The organism is Streptomyces sp. NPDC055099, from assembly GCF_053607685.1.
In genome coordinates this window covers 130,861-149,215 of sequence record NZ_JBSGUA010000003.1, presented here as the reverse complement: position 1 = coordinate 149,215, position 18,355 = coordinate 130,861, and the positions used below count along the sequence as shown (strand labels likewise).

Sequence of the window (18,355 nt, the reverse complement as noted above, 5' to 3'; positions counted from 1 at the left end):
TAAGCACGCTTTCAGGAACTACAGCCCGGGGATGAGGGAGATGACCATGTCGATGAGCTTGATGCCGATGAACGGGGCGACGAGACCGCCGACTCCGTAGACGCCGAGATTGCGCCGCAGCATCCTGTCCGCGCTCATCGGCCGGTACCGCACGCCCTTCAGGGCCAGCGGCACCAGGGCGACGATGATCAGCGCGTTGAAGACGACGGCCGACAAGATGGCCGTCTCCGGAGAGGACAGGTTCATGATGTTGAGCTTGTCGAGACCGGGATACACCACGGCGAACATGGCGGGGATGATCGCGAAGTACTTCGCGACGTCGTTGGCGATCGAGAAGGTCGTCAACGCGCCCCTGGTGATCAGGAGTTGCTTGCCGATCTCGACGATCTCGATGAGCTTGGTGGGGTTGGAGTCCAGGTCCACCATGTTCCCGGCCTCCTTGGCGGCCGAGGTACCGGTGTTCATGGCCACGCCCACGTCCGCCTGGGCAAGGGCGGGCGCGTCGTTCGTGCCGTCGCCGGTCATCGCGACGAGCTTGCCGCCCGCCTGTTCCCGCTTGATCAGCGCCATCTTGTCCTCGGGCGTGGCCTCGGCGAGGTAGTCGTCCACGCCTGCCTCGTCCGCGATGGCCTTGGCGGTCAGCGGGTTGTCACCGGTGATCATGACCGTCTTGATGCCCATGCGCCGCAGCTCGTCGAACCGCTCCCGCATGCCTTCCTTGACGACGTCCTTGAGGTGGATGACGCCGAGGACGCGGGCCCCCTTCTCGTCGTCGGCGGCGACCAGGAGGGGTGTGCCACCGGCCTGCGAGATCGTGTCGGTCAGGGCCTGGGCGTCCTCGGAGACCGTGCCGCCGTTCCGCGTGACCCAGGCGACGACCGAACCGGCCGCGCCCTTGCGGACCTTGCGCCCCGCGCCGCCCTCGACGAGGTCGACGCCCGACATCCGCGTCTGCGCGGTGAAGGCGACCCATTCGGCCCCCTCCAACTCCCCCTGGTGACGCTCGCGAAGCCCGTACCTCTCCTTCGCCAGTACGACGACGGAGCGTCCCTCGGGCGTCTCGTCGGCCAGCGACGAGAGCTGGGCGGCATCCGCGAGCTCGGCCTCGGTCGTCCCGCGTACCGGCACGAACTCGGCGGCCTGCCGGTTGCCCAGCGTGATGGTGCCGGTCTTGTCGAGCAGCAGCGTCGAGACGTCACCGGCGGCCTCGACCGCCCGTCCGGACATGGCGAGGACGTTGCGCTGGACGAGCCGGTCCATGCCCGCGATGCCGATCGCGGACAGCAGCGCGCCGATGGTCGTGGGGATCAGGCAGACCAGGAGCGCGGCAAGCACGATCATGGACTGCTCGGCACCGGCGTACACGGCGAACGGCTGGAGCGTGACGACCGCGAGCAGGAAGACGATGGTGAGGGACGCGAGAAGGATGTTGAGCGCGATCTCGTTGGGCGTCTTCTGCCGGGCCGCGCCCTCGACCAGGTTGATCATGCGGTCGATGAAGGTCTCGCCCGGCTTGGTCGTGATCTTGACGACGATCCGGTCGGAGAGGACCTTCGTGCCGCCGGTGACGGCGGACCTGTCGCCGCCCGACTCCCGGATGACCGGGGCCGATTCCCCGGTGATCGCCGATTCGTCGACGCTCGCGACACCGTCGACGACATCGCCGTCGCCGGGGATCACGTCGCCCGCCTCACAGACGACCAGGTCGCCGATGCGCAGCGCGGTGCCGGGCACCTGCTCCTCGGCCGTGCCGTCCAGGCGGCGCGCGACCGTGTCGGTCTTGGCCTTGCGCAGCGTGTCCGCCTGCGCCTTGCCGCGGCCCTCGGCCACCGCCTCCGCCAGGTTGGCGAAGATCGTGGTCAGCCAGAGCCAGACCGCGATCGCCCAGCCGAACCAGTCCCCCGGGTCCTTGACCGCGAGGACGGTGGTGATGACCGAGCCGACGAGCACCACGAACATGACGGGCGACTTGACCATCACCCGCGGGTCGAGTTTCCGCACGGCGTCCGGGAAGGACTTCAGGAGCTGCCTGGGGTCGAACAGGCCCCCGCCGACCCGGCCGCCGTCCTGGTGGCCCTCATGGCCGCCGGGCACGTCCTGGTGCGGCGCGCGGGTGGGAGTAACGGTGGACATGGAGCCGGGCTCCTCTGGCTTCTTCGTCGCGGTGGTCATGACGCCAACCCCTCGGCCAGCGGCCCGAGGGCGAGCGCCGGGAAGTACGTCAGACCGGTGATGATCATGATGCTGCCGACCAGCAATCCGGTGAACAGCGGCTTTTCGGTGCGCAAGGTGCCCGCCGTCGCCGGGATCGGCTTCTGCTCGGCCAGCGAACCCGCGAGCGCGAGGACGAACACCATCGGCAGGAAGCGGCCGAGCAGCATCGCGAGACCGATCGTGGTGTTGAACCAGTTGGTGTCGGCGCTCAGTCCGGCGAACGCCGAGCCGTTGTTGTTGGCGCCCGACGTGTAGGCGTAGAGGATCTCCGAGAAGCCGTGCGCCCCGGAGTTGAGCATCGAGTCCTTGGGCGTGGGCAGCGCCATCGACACCGCCGTGAAGCCGAGCACCAGGGCCGGGGTGACGAGGATGTAGCAGGCCGCGAGCTTGATCTCGCGGGTGCCGATCTTCTTGCCCAGGTACTCCGGCGTACGGCCCACCATGAGCCCGGCGATGAACACCGCGATGATCGCCATGATCAGCATTCCGTACAGACCCGAACCCGTGCCGCCGGGTGCGATCTCCCCCAACTGCATGCCGAGGAGATCGAGTCCGCCGCCGAAGCCGGTGTTGGAGGAGTGGAAGGAGTTGACCGCGCCCGTCGAGGTCAGCGTCGTGGCGACCGAGAAGATCGCCGATCCGGCGATCCCGAACCGCGTCTCCTTGCCCTCCATCGCCCCGCCCGCGATGTCGAGGGCGGGAGCCCCGTGGTGGAACTCCGTCCACATCATCAGTGCGGTGAACACGACCCAGATGGTCACCATCGTGGCGAGGATCGCGTACCCCTGCCTGAGGGAACCGACCATCCGCCCGAAGGTCCTCGTGATCGCGAAGGGGATCACCAGGATCAGGAAGACCTCGAAGAGGTTGGAGAATCCGTTCGGGTTCTCGAAGGGGTGGGCGGAGTTGGCGTTGAAGTAGCCGCCTCCGTTGGTGCCCAGCTCCTTGATGACCTCCTGCGAGGCCACCGCGCCGCCGTTCCACTGCCGGCTGCCGCCCATGAACTGGCCGACCCCGTGGATGCCGGAGAAGTTCTGGATCGCGCCACAGGCGACGAGGACGACCGCGCCGATCACCGATATCGGGATCAGGACGCGTACGACACCGCGCACCAGGTCGGCCCAGAAGTTCCCCAGTTCACCCGTGCGGGAGCGGGCGAAGCCGCGTACCAGGGCCACCGCGACGGCGATGCCGACGGCGGCGGACACGAAGTTCTGCACCGCGAGGCCGCCGGTCTGCACGACGTGGCCCATGGCCTGTTCGCCGTAGTACGACTGCCAGTTGGTGTTCGCCACGAAGGAGGCGGCGGTGTTGAAGGCCTGGTCGGGGTCGATCGACCTGAAGCCGAGCGATCCGGGCAGTGAGCCCTGGAGCCGCTGCAGGAGGTACAGGAACAGCACGCTCACGGCCGAGAAGGCGAGGACCCCGCGCAGATAGGCGGGCCAGCGCATCTCGGCGTTCGGGTTGGCGCCGATGCCCTTGTAGATCCACTTCTCGACGCGCAGGTGCTTGTCGGAGGAGTAGACCCGGGCCATGTGGTCGCCGAGCGGACGGTATGCCAGGGCGAGCGCCACGATCAGCGCGAGGAACTGGAGCACACCAGCAAGAACAGGGCTCATGGCCGTACTCAGAACCTCTCCGGGAACACAAGAGCGAGTACGAGATAGCCCAGCAGGGCGACGGCCACGACGAGACCGACGATGTTCTCGGCAGTCACAGCTTCGCCACCCCCTTGGCGATGAGCGCCACCAGCGCGAAGACCGCGAGCGTGGTGACGACGAAGGCCACGTCGGCCATCGTGTGCTCCTAGATGAGAGATGAGATGCGATTGATCCGGCGCCTTGAGCAAACCTCCTCCCTGGCCGGAAACGACCGCCGTTGACGGCTCCCTTACGGTGCTTGGCGCCTCATTGACGACTCTCTTACGTCTGCGGTCGCCCCACCGCTCTCACCTGCGAAAACGCCGATGGGCCGCACTCCCGTCAGGGAATGCGGCCCATCGGCTTGCGACTCGTGGGGCATCAGCGCCCCGTAAGGGGCGCGGGGAACTGCGCGACCAGCCACCACCGGCCCGCGGGTTCATCACCGCACGGGCAGCGGAGCGCTAGCGCACCTCGGTGATCTCGGGGCCCCTCTGGAGCTGGCCCATGCCACCGGAGAAGCGCGAGCCCTCCTGCTGCTCCTGCTGGACCGCGCCCTCGGCGACCATCTGGGCGTCGTCCGGCAGCTTCAGGACGATCGGGTCACGCGGCGCCATCGGGCCGTCGCCACGCACGACGACGGTGTCCCGGAAGATCTGCTCCAGGAGACCCGCGGCCTGCGGCTGCACCGCGCCCTGGCCGGAGATGACCCCGCGCAGGAACCACCGCGGACCGTCGACGCCGATGAAGCGCACGACCTGCACGCCACCCGTGCCGTCCGGCAGCTGCACCGGCACCTGCGCCCGCAGCTCCCAGCCGAGGGGACCCTCGACCTCGTCGATGACCCCGCCCTGCTGGGTGATGCCCGAGGCGATCTCCTCGCGGACCTCGCTCCAGATGCCCTGCTTCTTGGGGGCAGCGAAACCCTGCAGCTGGATGGCGCTGTCCTGGAGCACGACGGTCGCGGCGACGATCGCGTCTCCCGCGACCTCCACCCGCAGCTCCATGCCCTCGACACCCGGTACGAAGAGGCCACCGAGGTCCACGCGGCCCTCGCCGGGCTCCCGGACCTCCGAGACGTCCCAGGGGCCGTCCGGGCGGGGCTCGGGCTCGAGCCTCACGCGCGACTGCGCGGCGGCCGTGTCGTCGCTGTCAGAACCGTCAGGGCCCTCGACGACCTGCTCGGCCTCGCCCGCCGCGTCCTCGGCGGCACTGTCCTTCTTGCGACGTCCGAACACGTCACTGTCCTTCCCGGTCAGATACGACCGATGCGTATCGATTCCCACCCGTTTTGTCACCCGAGCCGGCGCCCACGGCGGCATGGCCGCCGGTGGACCCGAAGCCCCCCTCGGCCCGCGCCGAGTCGGGAAGCTCCGCCACCTCGCGGAAGCGCACCTTCTCGACCTGCTGGACGACCAGTTGGGCAATCCGGTCGAAGCGCTCGAACCGCACGCGCTCGCGCGGGTCGAGATTCACCACGATCACCTTGATCTCTCCACGGTACCCGGCATCCACCGTCCCCGGGGCATTCACTAGGGCGACACCGCAGCGGGCCGCGAGCCCGGAACGCGGGTGCACGAAGGCCGCGTACCCCTCCGGCAGCGCGACAGACACCCCGGTGGGCAATACCGCCCGCTCGCCCGGGGCGAGTTCGCACGCCTCGGTGGTCCGCAGATCCGCTCCGGCGTCGCCGGGCTGCGCGTACGACGGCAGCGGTACATCGGAGTCGACGCGACGGATCAGCACGTCGAGCTCCGGACGGGGTGCGGGGGTCACGGGTTCACCTCGAAGGCACGTGCGCGGCGGATCTGGTCCGGGTCGTCCATGGCGGCCCGGATCTCCTCCGGGCGGCCGTTGTCGATGAAGTGGTCGACCTTGACCTCGATGAAGAGGGCCTCGGCGCGGACGGCCACGGGCCCCTCGGGGCCGCCGATCCGCCCGGTGGCCCGGGAGTAGATCTTCCGTCCGGAGACGGCGGTCACCTCGGCCTCGAGGAAGAGCACGGTGCCCAGCGGAACGGGCCGTACGAAGTCGGTCTCGAGCCGGCCGGTCACGGCGATCACGCGCAGCAGCCAGTTCAGCGAGCCGAGCGTCTCGTCGAGCGCCGTGGCGAGCACTCCGCCGTGGGCGAGGCCCGGAGCACCCTGGTGGGCCTCGCGGACGGTGAACTCGGCGGTGACGCCCACGCCTTCACCGGCACGCGTCGCGAGGTGCAGCCCGTGGGCCTGTCCTTCGCCGCAGCCGAAACAGTGCTCGTAGTGGGCTCCGATGAGCTCGCCGGGGGCGGGCGCGTCGGGGTGGCGGACGGGCGCTATCGCGTCGGCCGGGGGCGTCAGAGCTGCTGAAGTACCACTCACAGCCGCAGACCTTACCCGCGAGTCCGGCCACACAGCTCATCGTGCCAAGCTTGCATACATGCAGCCTTACGAAGAACGCCTGACGGCGCCCCGTTCCTGGTGGCTTGTCTCGCTCCTGGTCGGTGTCGCGACCGCGCTGATCATGGTCCCCTTCGGCACCCTGCCGCTGCTCGGCGGCCTGGTCGCCGGGACGGCGGTCGCCGCGGTCGTCACCAGTTCGTACGGCTCCCCGCGCATCCGCGTGGTGGCGGACTCGTTCGTCGTGGGTGACGCGAAGATCCCGGTCTCCGCCCTGGGCGAGCCCGAGATCCTGGACGCGGAAGAGGCGCGCGCCTGGCGCGGCCCTAAGGCCGACCCGCGCGCGTTCATGCTTCTGCGCGCCTACATCCCCACGGCGCTGCGCGTGGAGATCACGGACCCGCAGGACCCGACTCCGTACGTGTACGTGTCGACGCGGCACCCGGAGGCGCTGGCGACGGCACTCACGGCGGTTCGCGCCTCGTAGACCCGCGGCGGGGGCTCGGCGTCAGGCGCCCAGCTCCTCCGGCGGGCTGCCGGGACGTGACGGGTCAAGGGGCTGCGCGGGCTGCTCAAGGGGCGGCAGCTCGACGAGGGCGCCCCAGGACACCTGCGACCTCCGCAGGTCCGCACGGACCCGCTCAGCGAGTTTCTTGGTGTCCCGGCGGTTCATCACCGCCCCGACCGCGGCGCCGACCATGAAGGGCATCAGGTTCGGGAGGTTCCGCACCATGCGTTTCATGATCTGCTGGCGCAGTTCGCGCTTCATCTGGCCGCCGAGCGCCGCGTTGATCGACGCGGGCTTGGCCACGTCGATGCCGCGCTCCTCGGTCCACGACGTGAGGTAGGCGGTGCTGCGCTCCTTGAGGTTGCCGGGCGGGCGGCGGCCGTAGACCTCGTGGAGTTCGGCGATCAGCTTCAGCTCGATCGCCGCGACGCCGGTGATCTCGGCGGCCAGCTCCGCGGGCATCGCGGGCGGCACGGGCATCATCACCGCGATGCCGATCCCTGCCCCGACCGTCGAGGTCGCGTTGGCGGCGCCGGAGATGAGCTTGTCCGCGAGCTGATCGGGGCCGAGGCCCGGGAACTGCTTGCGGAGGGTGGAAAGGTCGCGGACCGGGATCCGCGGGGCGTTCTCGATGATCCGGTCGGCGAGATAGCCGATGCCGGCCTTGGCGCCGCGTCCGCTCATGCGTACGCCCGCCATGACTCCGTCCGTGACGGCGGCAACGCGGCCCTTGGATCCTTGGATCCCGGACGCCTTGTCGGCCGCCGTCTCGTCCTGTGCCGTCTCCAGGGCGTTCGCCGGTCCGAGCGAGGCTGTTCCTGTGGGGGAAGAGCCCCGCTCGTCGTCACGCACGCCGTCGGGGACGGCGCTTTCTTGGTCCGCTCCGCGCTTACGGAAGCGGCGCTTCCTCGGCGGGGTCGAGCCTGTCACGGCCGACCCTGCCCTAGTCGCAGTCGCGGCAGATCGGCTGGCCGTTCTTCTCCCTGGCCAGCTGGCTGCGGTGGTGCACCAGGAAGCAGCTCATGCAGGTGAACTCGTCCTGCTGCTTCGGGAGCACCCGAACGGCGAGCTCCTCGTTCGACAGGTCCGCGCCGGGCAGTTCGAGGCCCTCTGCGGCCTCGAACTCGTCGACGTCCACTGCCGAGGTCGACTTGTCGTTCCGCCGCGCCTTGAGTTCCTCGATGCTGTCCTCGTTGACGTCATCGTCGGTCTTGCGTGGGGTGTCGTAGTCCGTTGCCATGTCGCTCTCCCCCTCTGGGTGTCTGCGGTGTCTCAGCGCACGTAACGCGTGAGAGGCCGGACTTGTGCCCGACCTGAGGCGGAGATTTTGCCTCACATCAAGGTCTGTTACTCAATCGACACCCAACCGCACCCCTGAAGAGGTGATCGGTTTGGATGGCGATCGGGACCGTACACGGTCCGAATGTCGCACTTCACAGGCGCCACCCCGTGTACTTCCCGTGATCAAGACCCCTGAAAACCCGGATTTTCCCGGCTTTCCAACGACTTTCACGATCACGGAGAGTAGATGGCCGAAAATTCGCCCCTGTGATCGATCGCACAGAAGATCTCTGGGAACAGGTCCCGAAAATTCCGCGCAAAGCGAACATGGCGGCGCGTCTGCGGCAGCATCTCAGAGAGGAAGGGTGACTCGCATCACGAGCCCTCCCCCCTCGCGCGGCTCCGCGATGATACGGCCCCCGTGGGCCCGTGCCACCGACCGGGCGATCGACAGGCCGAGTCCGACGCCCTTGTCGCTGCCCGTCCGCTCGGTCCTGAGCCGCCGGAACGGCTCGAAGAGATTGTCGATCTCGTACGCGGGCACCACAGGGCCCGTGTTCGACACCACGAGGACCGCCTGGCCGTGCTGGGCCTCCGTGGTGACCTCGACCCAGCCCTCGTCCGGCACGTTGTACCTGACGGCGTTCTGGACGAGGTTCAGGGCGATCCGCTCCAGGAGTACGCCGTTGCCCTGCACGACGGCAGGGCCGCGCTCCCCGCGGATCTCCACGCCCTTCGCGTCCGCCTCCGTCAGCACCTGGTCGACGGCGCGGTCGGCGACCTCGGCAAGGTCTACCGGTTTGCGCTCCACGATCTGGTTGTCGCTGCGGGCGAGCAGCAGCAGGCCCTCCACGAGCTGCTCGCTGCGTTCGTTGGTCGCCAGGAGCGTCTTGCCGAGCTGCTGGAGCTCGGCGGGCGCCCCCGGGTCGGAGAGGTGCACCTCGAGCAGCGTGCGGTTGATCGCCAGCGGGGTGCGCAGCTCGTGTGACGCGTTGCCGACGAACCGCTGCTGGGCCGTGAAGGCCCGCTCCAGGCGGTCCAGCATCTCGTCGAAGGTGTCCGAGAGCTCCTTCAACTCGTCGTCCGGGCCGTCCAGTTCGATGCGCCGCGACAGGTCCGTGCCGGCCACCCTGCGCGCGGTGCGCGTGATGCGGCCCAGCGGCGACAGGACGCGGCCCGCCATCGCGTAACCGAAGGCGAAGGCGATCACCGCGAGTCCGAGCAGGGCGAGCAGCGAGCGGCTCAGGAGGTTGTCCAGGGCGTGCTGGCGCTGTTCGTTGACGCAGGCGTTCATGGCGTTGTTGAGCTCTCCGGCCGACGGCGAGCTCGGGAAGTTGCAGCTGTCGCTGGCCACCTGCCCGGAGACGATCTTGAACGGCAGGTCGGCGCCCACGTTCAGTGCCTGCGCGGCCAGCAGGTAGATGATCGAGAGCAGCAGGATGCCGGCGATCAGGAACATGCCGCCGTACAGCAGCGTGAGCCGTATGCGGATCGTGGGGCGCAGCCACGGGAAGGGCGGTTCGGCCTTCCTGGGGTCCCAGGTGGGTTTCGGAGGCGCTGCTGGCGGCGCCGGGGTCGCGGCCACCGGGGATCAGATCCGGTAGCCGGAGCCGGGCACCGTCACGATGACGGCGGGCTCGCCGAGCTTTCGCCGCAGGGTCATGACGGTCACCCGGACCACGTTCGTGAACGGGTCGGTGTTCTCGTCCCAGGCCTTCTCCAGGAGCTGCTCGGCGGAGACGACGGCGCCCTCGCTGCGCAGCAGCACTTCGAGGACGGCGAACTCCTTGGGCGCGAGCTGGATCTCCTTGCCGTCGCGGAAGATCTCCCGGCGGTTCGGGTCGAGCTTGATCCCGGCGCGCTCCAGGACGGGCGGGAGCGGCACGCTCGTACGCCGGCCGAGGGCACGCACGCGTGCCGTGAGCTCGCTGAACGCGAAGGGCTTGGGCAGATAGTCGTCGGCGCCGATCTCCAGGCCCTCGACGCGGTCGCTGACGTCGCCCGACGCGGTGAGCATCAGGACGCGGGTCGGCATGCCGAGCTCGACGATCTTGCGGCAGACGTCGTCCCCGTGCACGAGCGGGAGGTCCCGGTCGAGCACCACGACGTCGTAGTCATTGACCCCGATGCGTTCCAGGGCGGCCGCTCCGTCGTACACGACGTCGACGGCCATGGCCTCCCGGCGCAGTCCGGTGGCCACCGCATCGGCGAGCAGCTGCTCGTCCTCGACGACGAGTACGCGCACGGCGCTGTCCTTCCTCTGTGCCCCTGCGGGCAGGTCTGTTCGTGGGGTGTGGCCTCCATCCTGCCCCTTTCGGCCATAAACCGGCTGTAAGGCGGTGTCCTGGCCGGGGAATGCGGGATTTTCTCCGGGGGTTGAGGTTTCCGTGGAAGGGAGCGAGGGGAGGACGACCTCACACCCGCGATCACGCTTTGTATGTGGCGCGCCACGAACCGCTTCCTCCAGGGCGGCTTGAGACGTGATCGCCCCTTCTTGAGGGCACACCCCCGTGCCATCGACCCACGACCCAGCCGAGGGGGCGCAACCATGGACGCTTTTACCGCAGGACTGCTGCAGCGCATAAAGGCCACGGAATCCGACCTCACGAAGGCCCGTGAGACGGGCGACGACTTCCTTGCCGAGGTCGAGCAGGCCGAGCTCGAAGATCTCCACCGTCTGGCCGCCGAGCACGGGGTGGAGGTCGGCGTGCTGCACGCCTGATCCATCGCAAGCAGAAGGGCCCCGGCATCCGTGGACGAGATGCCGGGGCCCTTCCGCGTGCCGATCTGCGCGGCGGCTCAGTCGTGCCAGGCCCCGAGCTCCTCCAGGCGGCCCTGCAGGTCCTCGAAGAGGCCGGGCGGGGCGGCGATGGTCAGCTCGCCCGTGGGGGGCTCTCCGGGGCGTCCACCGGTCAGGGCGCCCGCCTCCCGCGCGACGAGGTCACCGGCCGCGAAGTCCCAGGGGTTGAGGCCGCGCTCGTAGTACGCGTCCAGGCGGCCGAGTGCGACGTCGCAGAGGTCGATGGCCGCCGAGCCGCCCCGGCGGATGTCACGGACCAGCGGGATCAGCTGCCGGGCCACCTCGGCCTGCCGGACGCGGCGCTCGGCGACGTAACCGAACCCGGTGCCGACGAGGGCCTGCGCGAACGGGGGTGCGGGGCGGGTGCGCGCGGGCCTGTCGTTGACGAAGGCGCCCTCTCCGAGGACGGCCCGGTAGGTCTCCCCGCGCATCGGGGCGTGCACCACGCCGACCAGCGTCTCGCCGTCCTTGCGGGCCGCGATGGACACCGACCAGTCGGGGCGCCCGTACAGGTAGTTGACGGTGCCGTCGATGGGGTCGATCACCCACTGGACGCCGCTGCTGCCCTCGAAGCTCGCGCCCTCCTCGCCCAGCACCCCGTCGTCGGGCCTGCGTTCGGCGAAGAAGTCGGTGATCAGCTTCTCCGATGCGATGTCCATCTCGGTGACGACGTCGACCGCGCTGGTCTTGGTGGCGGCCACGCCCAAGTCGTCCGGGCGGCCGTCGCGCAGGAAGGCTCCCGCGCGGTGCGCGGCCTCCAGGGCGACGGCGAGGAGTTCGGCCTTGAGGTCGGTCACGTCGGCGTCCTTACGCGTACGGGCTGTCGGCGCCCGCGGCCGCGGGCTTGGGGGCGCGCGCCGGGCAGCAGCCCACCGGGCACAGGTCGTGGCTCGCGCCGAGCGCGCCCAGGGCGCAGGGCGCGACCTCGCGGCCGCTCTCCTTGGCGGAGCGTTCGAGGACCAGCTCGCGGATCGCGGCGGCGAACCGCGGGTCGGCGCCCACCGTGGCCGAGCGGCGGACCGGCAGACCCAGCTCCCCGGCCTTCGCCTCGGCCTCGGTGTCGAGGTCGTACAGCACCTCCATGTGGTCCGACACGAAACCGATCGGGACCATCACCACGGCGGGCGCGCCGGCGTTCTTGCGCTCCTCCAGGTGATCGCAGATGTCGGGCTCCAGCCACGGGATGTGGGGGGCGCCGCTGCGGGACTGGTAGACGAGCTCCCAGGGGTGTTCGACGCCGGTCTCCTCGCGGACCGCGTCGGCGATGAGGCGGGCGACGTCCAGGTGCTCCTTGACGTACGCGCCGCCGTCCCCGTGGTCCTCGACGCGGCCGGAGGTGTCGGCGGCCGCGGTCGGGATGGAGTGCGTCGTGAAGGCCAGGTGCGCCCCTTCCCGCACGGCTTCGGGGAGATCGGCCAGCGACTTCAGGACCCCGTCAATCATGGGGCGGACGAAGCCGGGGTGGTTGAAGTAGTGCCGCAGCTTGTCGACGCGCGGCACGTCAAGGCCCTCGGAGGCGAGCACGGCGAGGGACTCGGCCAGGTTCTCGCGATACTGACGGCAGCCCGAGTACGAGGCGTACGCGCTGGTGGCGAGGACGAGGACGCGGCGGTGGCCGTCCCGGACGATCTCGCGCAGGGTGTCGGTCAGGTAGGGCGCCCAGTTGCGGTTGCCCCAGTAGACCGGCAGGTCGAGGCCGTGGTCGGCGAAGTCCTTGCGCAGCGCGTCGAGCAGGGCGCGGTTCTGGTCGTTGATCGGGCTGACCCCGCCGAACAGGAAGTAGTGCTGCCCCACTTCCTTGAGCCGCTCCTTGGGGATGCCGCGGCCCCGCGTCACGTTCTCCAGGAACGGGACCACGTCGTCTGGCCCTTCGGGGCCGCCGAACGAGAGCAGCAGCAGGGCGTCATACGGAGAGGCATCAAGCGCATCGGACATGTATCCGATCCTGCCACTCGCCACTGACAGCCGGAAAATCATGGTGCGTCCGGCCCTGTCGGAACCGTAAGCTGTATGGGCCATCTTTACGCCTTACCGGGGCCCCTCCGCGCACATCCGTGCGAGGCCGTCCCGGCGCCTCAGCGGAGTCCCACGTGCCCAGCCCCTACCGCGCCATCTTCGCCGCCCCCGGCACCAAGGGGTTCTCCACGGCGGGCTTCCTCGGCCGGATGCCGCTGTCGATGATGGGCATCGGCATCGTGACGATGGTGTCCCAGCTGACCGGGCGGTACGGACTCGCGGGCGCGCTCTCGGCGACGGTGGCGCTCTCCGCCGCCGCGATCGGCCCGCAGATCTCGCGTCTGGTCGACCGGTACGGCCAGCGCCGGGTGCTGCGGCCCGCGACCCTGGCGTCCCTCGCGGCGGTCGCCGGGCTGCTGCTCTGCGCGAAGTACGAGCTGCCGGACTGGACGCTCTTCGCCTTCGCCGCGCTGGTCGGCTGCGTGCCGAGCGTGGGGTCGATGATCAGGGCACGCTGGGCGGTGCTCTACCGGGACACCCCGCAGCTGCACACCGCGTACTCCTTCGAGTCCGTGGTGGACGAGGTCTGCTTCATCTTCGGGCCGATCATCTCGATCGGCCTCTCCACGGTGTGGTTCCCGGAGGCCGGCCCGCTCCTCGCCGGGGTCTTCCTCGCTGTCGGCGTCTTCTGGCTGACGGCCCAGCGGGCCACCGAGCCCGTGCCGCACGGCCGAGAACACCACACGAAGGGATCGGCGCTGCGCTCCGGCGGGCTGCAGGTCCTGGTCGCGACCTTCGTGGCGACCGGCGCGATCTTCGGGTCCATCGACGTGGTGACCGTCGCCTACGCCGAGGACCTCGGCCACAAGGCGATGGCGAGCGTGGCGCTCGCGGTGTACGCGCTCGGCTCCTGCCTGGCCGGAGCGGCCTTCGGGCTCGTGCACTTCAAGGGCGCTCCCGCACCGAGGTGGCTGCTGGGTGTCTGCACGACGGCCGTGAGTATGATCCCGCTTCAATTGGTCGGGAACCTTCCGTTTCTGGCCGTGGCGTTGTTCATCGCGGGCCTCTCCATAGCGCCGACCATGATCACGACGATGGCCCTCGTCGAACAGCACGTACCACGCGCGAAGCTGACCGAGGGCATGACCTGGGTGAGCACCGGACTCGCGGTCGGCGTCGCGCTCGGCTCCTCCGCGGCCGGCTGGGTCATCGACGCTGCCGGATCGGATGCCGGGTACGCGGTCCCCGGAGTTTCCGGGGCCGTCGCGGTGGCGGTCGGATTCCTTGGGTATCGCCGGCTGAACACGCCGGCTCCGCAACGGGGAGGGACCCATGAGCACGGCAACGGGCACGGGCAGCGGGAAGAGCACAGCACCGTGGCGTAACTGGGCGGGCAACGTCACCGCACGCCCGGCCAGGGAGGTCACCCCCGCGTCGGTCGACGAGCTCTCCGCCGCGCTCCGCGCGGCCAGGGAGGACGGCCTCAGGGTGAAGCCGGTCGGCACCGGCCACTCCTTCACGGCGACCGCGGCGACCGACGGCCTCCTGATACGCCCCGACCTCCTCACCGGCATCCGGAACATCGACCGCGAGGCCGGCACCGTCACGGTGGAAGCGGGCACTCCGCTGAAGCGCCTGAACGCGGCGCTCGCCCGCGAGGGCCTGTCGCTCACGAACATGGGCGACATCATGGAGCAGACGGTCTCCGGCGCGACCAGCACCGGCACGCACGGCACGGGCCGGGATTCGGCCTCCATCTCCGCCCAGATCAAGGCACTTGAGCTGGTCACCGCGGACGGCAAAGTCCTCGTCTGCTCCGAGAAGGAGAATCCCGAGGTCTTCGCGGCGGCCCGCATCGGCCTCGGCGCCCTCGGCGTGATCAGCGCAATCACCTTCGCCGTGGAGCCCGTCTTCTTCCTCACCGCCCGTGAGGAACCGATGACCTTCGACAAGGTCACCGCCGAGTTCGACGCCCTGCACGCGGAGAACGAGCACTTCGAGTTCTACTGGTTCCCGCACACCGGCAACTGCACCACCAAGCGCAACAACCGCAGCCTCGGCCCCGCCGCCCCGCCCGGCAAAGTGAGCGCCTTCGTAGAGGACGAGATTCTCTCCAACGGCCTCTTCCAGGTGGTCAACACGATCGGCAGGGCCGTCCCCGCGACCATCCCGGGCATCGCCAAGATCTCCAGCAAGGCACTCTCCGCCCGCACCTACACGGACATCCCCTACAAGGTCTTCACAAGCCCGCGCCGCGTGCGCTTCGTGGAGATGGAGTACGCCGTTCCGCGAGCGGCCCTCGTGGAGACGCTGCGTGAGCTGAAGACGATGGTGGAGCGCTCGAATCTGCGCATCAGCTTCCCCGTCGAGGTCCGTACGGCCCCCGCGGACGACATCGCGCTCTCCACGGCCTCGGGCCGGGAGAGCGCGTACATCGCCGTCCACATGTACCGGGGCACGCCCTACCAGGCGTACTTCACCGCCGCGGAGCGGATCTTCACCGCGCACGAGGGCCGACCCCACTGGGGCAAGATCCACACGCGCGGCGCCGACTACTTCGCGCAGGCCTACCCGCGCTTCGCCGAGTTCACGGCCCTGCGCGACCGCCTCGACCCGGAGCGCGTGTTCGGCAACGACTACTTGCGGCGCGTCCTGGGCGCCTGAGAACGGCCGGCCACGGGGAGGGCCCGCCTACGGAGTGGCGGTCTCTCCCCGCTGTACGTCGCTTCCGCTGTCGGTGCCGTCACCGCTCGACGGGGTCGGCGTCGGAGTCGGGGTGGGGGTCGGCGTCGGGGTCGGGTCCGTCTTCGAGCCGTCGTCGTCCCCGGAGTCCGTGCCGGAGTCCGATCCCTTGTCGGGGTCGTCCTTCGAACCGGAGCCCGAGTCGTTGCCGTTGTCCGGCGTCTGCGCGTTCGTCCCGTCCGGGTCCTGCGACGCGTCGCCGCCCTGCTGCGAACCCTCGTCCGTCCCCGTGGAAGCGCCGTCGGACGGCTGCCCGGAGGGATCGGTCGACGGAGTGGGCTGCTGGTTCGGCGAGCTGTTCCTGCCCGAGAAGCCGTTGCCGATCGTGGTGCCGTGGCCCCCGCTGAAGTCCTCGCCGGAGACGAGTTCGTACGTCGTGATGCCGGCCATGGCGACACCGAAGACCACCGCGGCCGCGATCAACGGCCGCTTCCAGCTTCGGACCTGGGTGCGGTGCGTGGTGCCGTGGGTGAACTCGTCCGAGGGAAGCGGTGGCGCCGTCGGCTCCTGGGGCACGGGCGCGGCCGCCTGCCGCAGGACGCGCGTCGCGTCGTCCCGGGGCACGAGCTGGGTGGCGTCGACCGATCCGAGCAGCTGCGTCTTCTCGGCGTCGGCGTCGGCTCCGGTGTCCGCCACGGGCAGCAGGGTCGTGCGGTCCGTGTCGGCGTCGGTGTCGGCGTCCACCACCGGCAGCACGTTCGTGCGATCCGCGTCAACAGCGGAGGTGGCGGGAAGCACGGTCGTGCGGTCCGCGTCCGCGTCACCGGAGGGAGGCGGCACCGAAGCGGCGCCCGGCTCGACCGTCCGTCCCCATGTCGTCGTCACGGGCCCCGCCCCGGTGTGCGCGGCCGCCCCCGTATAGGCCTTCGCTCTGAACGTCTGCGCCACCGGCGCTCCCGAGCCGTCGGTGAGCGGGACCTGACGCGCCCTCGGCTTGGCCTGCACCGTGACGTCACGTATCTGCTCGCCCGTGCGGCTGAAGAAGTGCTGGAAGATCGTGCCGCCGCAGGTCGCGACGGCACTCACCACTCCGGCTCCGAGGATCGTGCCGTAGACACCGAAGCTCGACGCGAGCTTCGCCGCCACGACCGCCGCCACGGCGCTTCCCGCCACCTGTGGCACGCTCAGATCGAGACGCCGCTTCGTCTCCGCCGAGTCCGTCGGTTCCGTCCGGTCCTTCGACTCCTTGCCGGAATCCGGCTTTTCACGCATCTCCGACCCTTGCCTGCCTTTCTCGACTGACTGCACGAGAAAGGGACGTATGGGTGAAGTGGATAGTTCCGCTTTTGGAGATTCCGTGAAGTGTGCCACTCGTACACCACCCTGCCCGGGTATCCCGAGGCGCCAACTCCCGTCCCCCGTGAGAACTTCGGCGGCGCGGCGGACCACCCACATGGCCCGAATGGAGTACTGTTGCGAGCCCTGGGTCCGGTCTCCCACCTGGGTGCCCGGGGCCTTCCAGAACCGCCGGGAGGGGGCTCGCTGCACAGGGTGACCAAAGTGGTCACTGAGAGTTGCGAAGAGGTAACCGTGCCATAACGGCGACCTTGGGCCCATGCCCGACACGCCGGGCAACTCGGCAAGGTTGTGGCAGGCTGCACCCGGGCAGGCCACACTCGACTAGCGGAAGCAGCGACGCACGTGACGTCGGCAGGCACCACCCGGGAGGTCCCCATGCCCGAACTGCGTGTCGTGGCCGTCAGCAACGACGGCACACGGCTGGTGCTGAAGGCTGCGGACAGCACGGAGTACACGCTTCCGATCGACGAGCGACTGCGCGCCGCGGTGCGCGGCGACCGTCCGCGTCTCGGCCAGATCGAGATCGAGGTGGAGAGCCACCTCCGCCCCCGTGACATCCAGGCGCGTATACGGGCCGGTGCCAGCGCGGAGGAAGTCGCCTCGCTCGCCGGAATCCCCGTCGACCGTGTCCGCCGCTTCGAGGGACCCGTGCTCGCCGAGCGCGCCTTCATGGCCGAGCGGGCCCGCAAGACTCCCGTGCGCCGTCCCGGCGAGAACACCGGACCCCAGCTCGGCGAGGCCGTATCGGAGCGTCTGCTCCTGCGCGGCGCCGACAAGGAAACCGTCCAGTGGGACTCCTGGCGCCGCGACGACGGCACCTGGGAGGTCCTGCTCGTCTACCGCGTCGCGACCGAACCGCACTCCGCGAGCTGGACGTACGACCCGCCCCGGCGGCTCGTGCAGGCCGTGGACGACGAGGCGCGCTCGCTGATCGGCGAGACGGACGACATCGCCGCGCCCGAGCCCAGCTTCCCGTTCGTGCCGCGCATCGCACGGCTGCCCCGCGACAGGCCCTCGCTCGACCGGCCCCTTGACCGCGCCCTGGACCGGCAGTTGGAGCGTCCTGCCGTGCCGCTGCCCCCGGAGCCCGCGGAGGAGGGCGCGGCGACCGCCGCGACCGCCGCCGTGTCGGAGTCGGAGCGGGACTCGCTCACCAGCCTCCTGGAGGCGGTGCCGAGCTTCCGCGGCGACATGATCGTGCCGGAGCGCCCCGCGCTCCCGGCGACGGATCTCCCGCCCGCGGAGGAGCCCGAGCAGGACCCGGAGGCCGAGGAGCCCCCCGCCGCGTCGGCGGGCGCGGGCGCCGCGTACGCGGACGTCCTGATGCCGCGCTCGGTGGCCAGCCACCGCGACCGCCTGACCGGTACCACCGACCGCCAGGCGGAGGCCGACGGCGTCCGTCCCGGGCGGCGCGCGGCGGTGCCCAGCTGGGACGAGATCGTCTTCGGCACGCGCCGCAAAAAGCAGGAGTAGCAGAACAGCAGGACGTCGTACGTCGGCCGGGGCCCCGCACCGTGCAGGTGCGGGGCCCCAGTCATGC

18 protein-coding genes are annotated in these 18,355 nt (G+C 70.0%); 5 read left to right on the top strand and 13 right to left on the bottom strand.

Annotated features, from left to right (window positions below; genetic code table 11):
• Positions 1-18 precede the first annotated feature (18 nt).
• The 6 genes from kdpB to ACWFRU_RS08650 form a co-directional block, all read right to left on the bottom strand.
• The gene (gene kdpB, locus ACWFRU_RS08675) at positions 19-2,172 is read right to left on the bottom strand and encodes a potassium-transporting ATPase subunit KdpB (protein ID WP_453685392.1); all 2,154 of its coding nucleotides are present in this window, start codon (positions 2,170-2,172) and stop codon (positions 19-21) included.
• Positions 2,169-3,833, bottom strand: coding sequence for a potassium-transporting ATPase subunit KdpA (gene kdpA, locus ACWFRU_RS08670; RefSeq protein WP_453685391.1), 1,665 nt, complete (start codon positions 3,831-3,833; stop codon positions 2,169-2,171). Before kdpA ends, kdpB begins: the two co-directional genes overlap by 4 nt.
• Before the next feature lie 8 nt (positions 3,834-3,841).
• Positions 3,842-3,931 carry a K(+)-transporting ATPase subunit F gene (gene kdpF, locus ACWFRU_RS08665; protein ID WP_033264828.1) on the bottom strand — a complete coding sequence of 30 codons (90 nt, stop codon included), beginning with the start codon at positions 3,929-3,931 and terminating at the stop codon, positions 3,842-3,844.
• A gap of 387 nt (positions 3,932-4,318) precedes the next feature.
• Complete coding sequence (locus ACWFRU_RS08660) at positions 4,319-5,092, bottom strand: DUF3710 domain-containing protein (protein ID WP_453685390.1); 774 nt, start codon at positions 5,090-5,092, stop codon at positions 4,319-4,321.
• 1 nt (position 5,093) lies between these two features.
• Positions 5,094-5,630, bottom strand: coding sequence for a dUTP diphosphatase (gene dut, locus ACWFRU_RS08655; protein WP_453443333.1), 537 nt, complete (start codon positions 5,628-5,630; stop codon positions 5,094-5,096).
• Positions 5,627-6,211, bottom strand: coding sequence for a PaaI family thioesterase (locus tag ACWFRU_RS08650; RefSeq protein WP_363209930.1), 585 nt, complete (start codon positions 6,209-6,211; stop codon positions 5,627-5,629). The genes dut and ACWFRU_RS08650 overlap by 4 nt, the downstream gene beginning before the upstream one ends.
• 58 nt (positions 6,212-6,269) lie before the next feature.
• On the opposite strand from ACWFRU_RS08650, the gene ACWFRU_RS08645 reads away from it, so the two are divergent.
• Positions 6,270-6,716 carry a DUF3093 domain-containing protein gene (locus ACWFRU_RS08645; RefSeq protein ID WP_453685389.1) on the top strand — a complete coding sequence of 149 codons (447 nt, stop codon included), beginning with the start codon at positions 6,270-6,272 and terminating at the stop codon, positions 6,714-6,716.
• 21 nt (positions 6,717-6,737) lie between these two features.
• Here ACWFRU_RS08645 and ACWFRU_RS08640 read toward each other — a convergent pair whose 3' ends face one another.
• From ACWFRU_RS08640 to ACWFRU_RS08625, 4 genes are all read right to left on the bottom strand, one after another.
• Positions 6,738-7,667, bottom strand: coding sequence for a hypothetical protein (locus ACWFRU_RS08640; protein ID WP_453685388.1), 930 nt, complete (start codon positions 7,665-7,667; stop codon positions 6,738-6,740).
• A gap of 13 nt (positions 7,668-7,680) precedes the next feature.
• Positions 7,681-7,977 carry a DUF4193 domain-containing protein gene (locus ACWFRU_RS08635; protein WP_055544889.1) on the bottom strand — a complete coding sequence of 99 codons (297 nt, stop codon included), beginning with the start codon at positions 7,975-7,977 and terminating at the stop codon, positions 7,681-7,683.
• A 393-nt stretch (positions 7,978-8,370) separates the two neighbouring features.
• The gene (locus ACWFRU_RS08630; protein WP_453685387.1) at positions 8,371-9,603 is read right to left on the bottom strand and encodes a sensor histidine kinase; all 1,233 of its coding nucleotides are present in this window, start codon (positions 9,601-9,603) and stop codon (positions 8,371-8,373) included.
• Positions 9,604-9,609: 6 nt separating this feature from the next.
• Positions 9,610-10,263: a response regulator transcription factor gene (locus tag ACWFRU_RS08625; protein WP_135331070.1), complete on the bottom strand. Its 654-nt coding sequence runs from the start codon at positions 10,261-10,263 to the stop codon at positions 9,610-9,612.
• 303 nt (positions 10,264-10,566) lie between these two features.
• On the opposite strand from ACWFRU_RS08625, the gene ACWFRU_RS08620 reads away from it, so the two are divergent.
• On the top strand, positions 10,567-10,740 hold the full coding sequence (locus ACWFRU_RS08620) for a hypothetical protein (protein WP_351173867.1): 174 nt from the start codon (positions 10,567-10,569) through the stop codon (positions 10,738-10,740).
• A 77-nt stretch (positions 10,741-10,817) separates the two neighbouring features.
• On the opposite strand, the gene ACWFRU_RS08615 is transcribed toward ACWFRU_RS08620, so the two are convergent.
• Together ACWFRU_RS08615 and ACWFRU_RS08610 are read right to left on the bottom strand one after the other, a co-directional pair.
• Positions 10,818-11,615, bottom strand: a complete 798-nt coding sequence (locus ACWFRU_RS08615) for an inositol monophosphatase family protein (RefSeq protein WP_453685386.1) — start codon at positions 11,613-11,615, stop codon at positions 10,818-10,820.
• A 10-nt stretch (positions 11,616-11,625) separates the two neighbouring features.
• A complete protein-coding gene (locus ACWFRU_RS08610) occupies positions 11,626-12,753 on the bottom strand; it encodes a ferrochelatase (protein WP_453685385.1) in 1,128 nt (375 codons plus the stop codon).
• Positions 12,754-12,908: 155 nt separating this feature from the next.
• Between ACWFRU_RS08610 and ACWFRU_RS08605 the strand changes: the two genes are divergently transcribed.
• Together ACWFRU_RS08605 and ACWFRU_RS08600 are read left to right on the top strand one after the other, a co-directional pair.
• Positions 12,909-14,159 (top strand): MFS transporter, encoded by a 1,251-nt coding sequence (locus ACWFRU_RS08605; protein WP_453685384.1) that lies wholly within the window; start codon positions 12,909-12,911, stop codon positions 14,157-14,159.
• On the top strand, positions 14,107-15,438 hold the full coding sequence (locus tag ACWFRU_RS08600; RefSeq protein WP_453685383.1) for a D-arabinono-1,4-lactone oxidase: 1,332 nt from the start codon (positions 14,107-14,109) through the stop codon (positions 15,436-15,438). Before ACWFRU_RS08605 ends, ACWFRU_RS08600 begins: the two co-directional genes overlap by 53 nt.
• Before the next feature lie 27 nt (positions 15,439-15,465).
• On the opposite strand, the gene ACWFRU_RS08595 is transcribed toward ACWFRU_RS08600, so the two are convergent.
• Positions 15,466-16,728: a hypothetical protein gene (locus ACWFRU_RS08595; RefSeq protein ID WP_453685382.1), complete on the bottom strand. Its 1,263-nt coding sequence runs from the start codon at positions 16,726-16,728 to the stop codon at positions 15,466-15,468.
• A gap of 462 nt (positions 16,729-17,190) precedes the next feature.
• Between ACWFRU_RS08595 and sepH the strand changes: the two genes are divergently transcribed.
• A complete protein-coding gene (gene sepH / locus ACWFRU_RS08590; protein WP_453685381.1) occupies positions 17,191-18,288 on the top strand; it encodes a septation protein SepH in 1,098 nt (365 codons plus the stop codon).
• Positions 18,289-18,355: the final 67 nt, after the last annotated feature.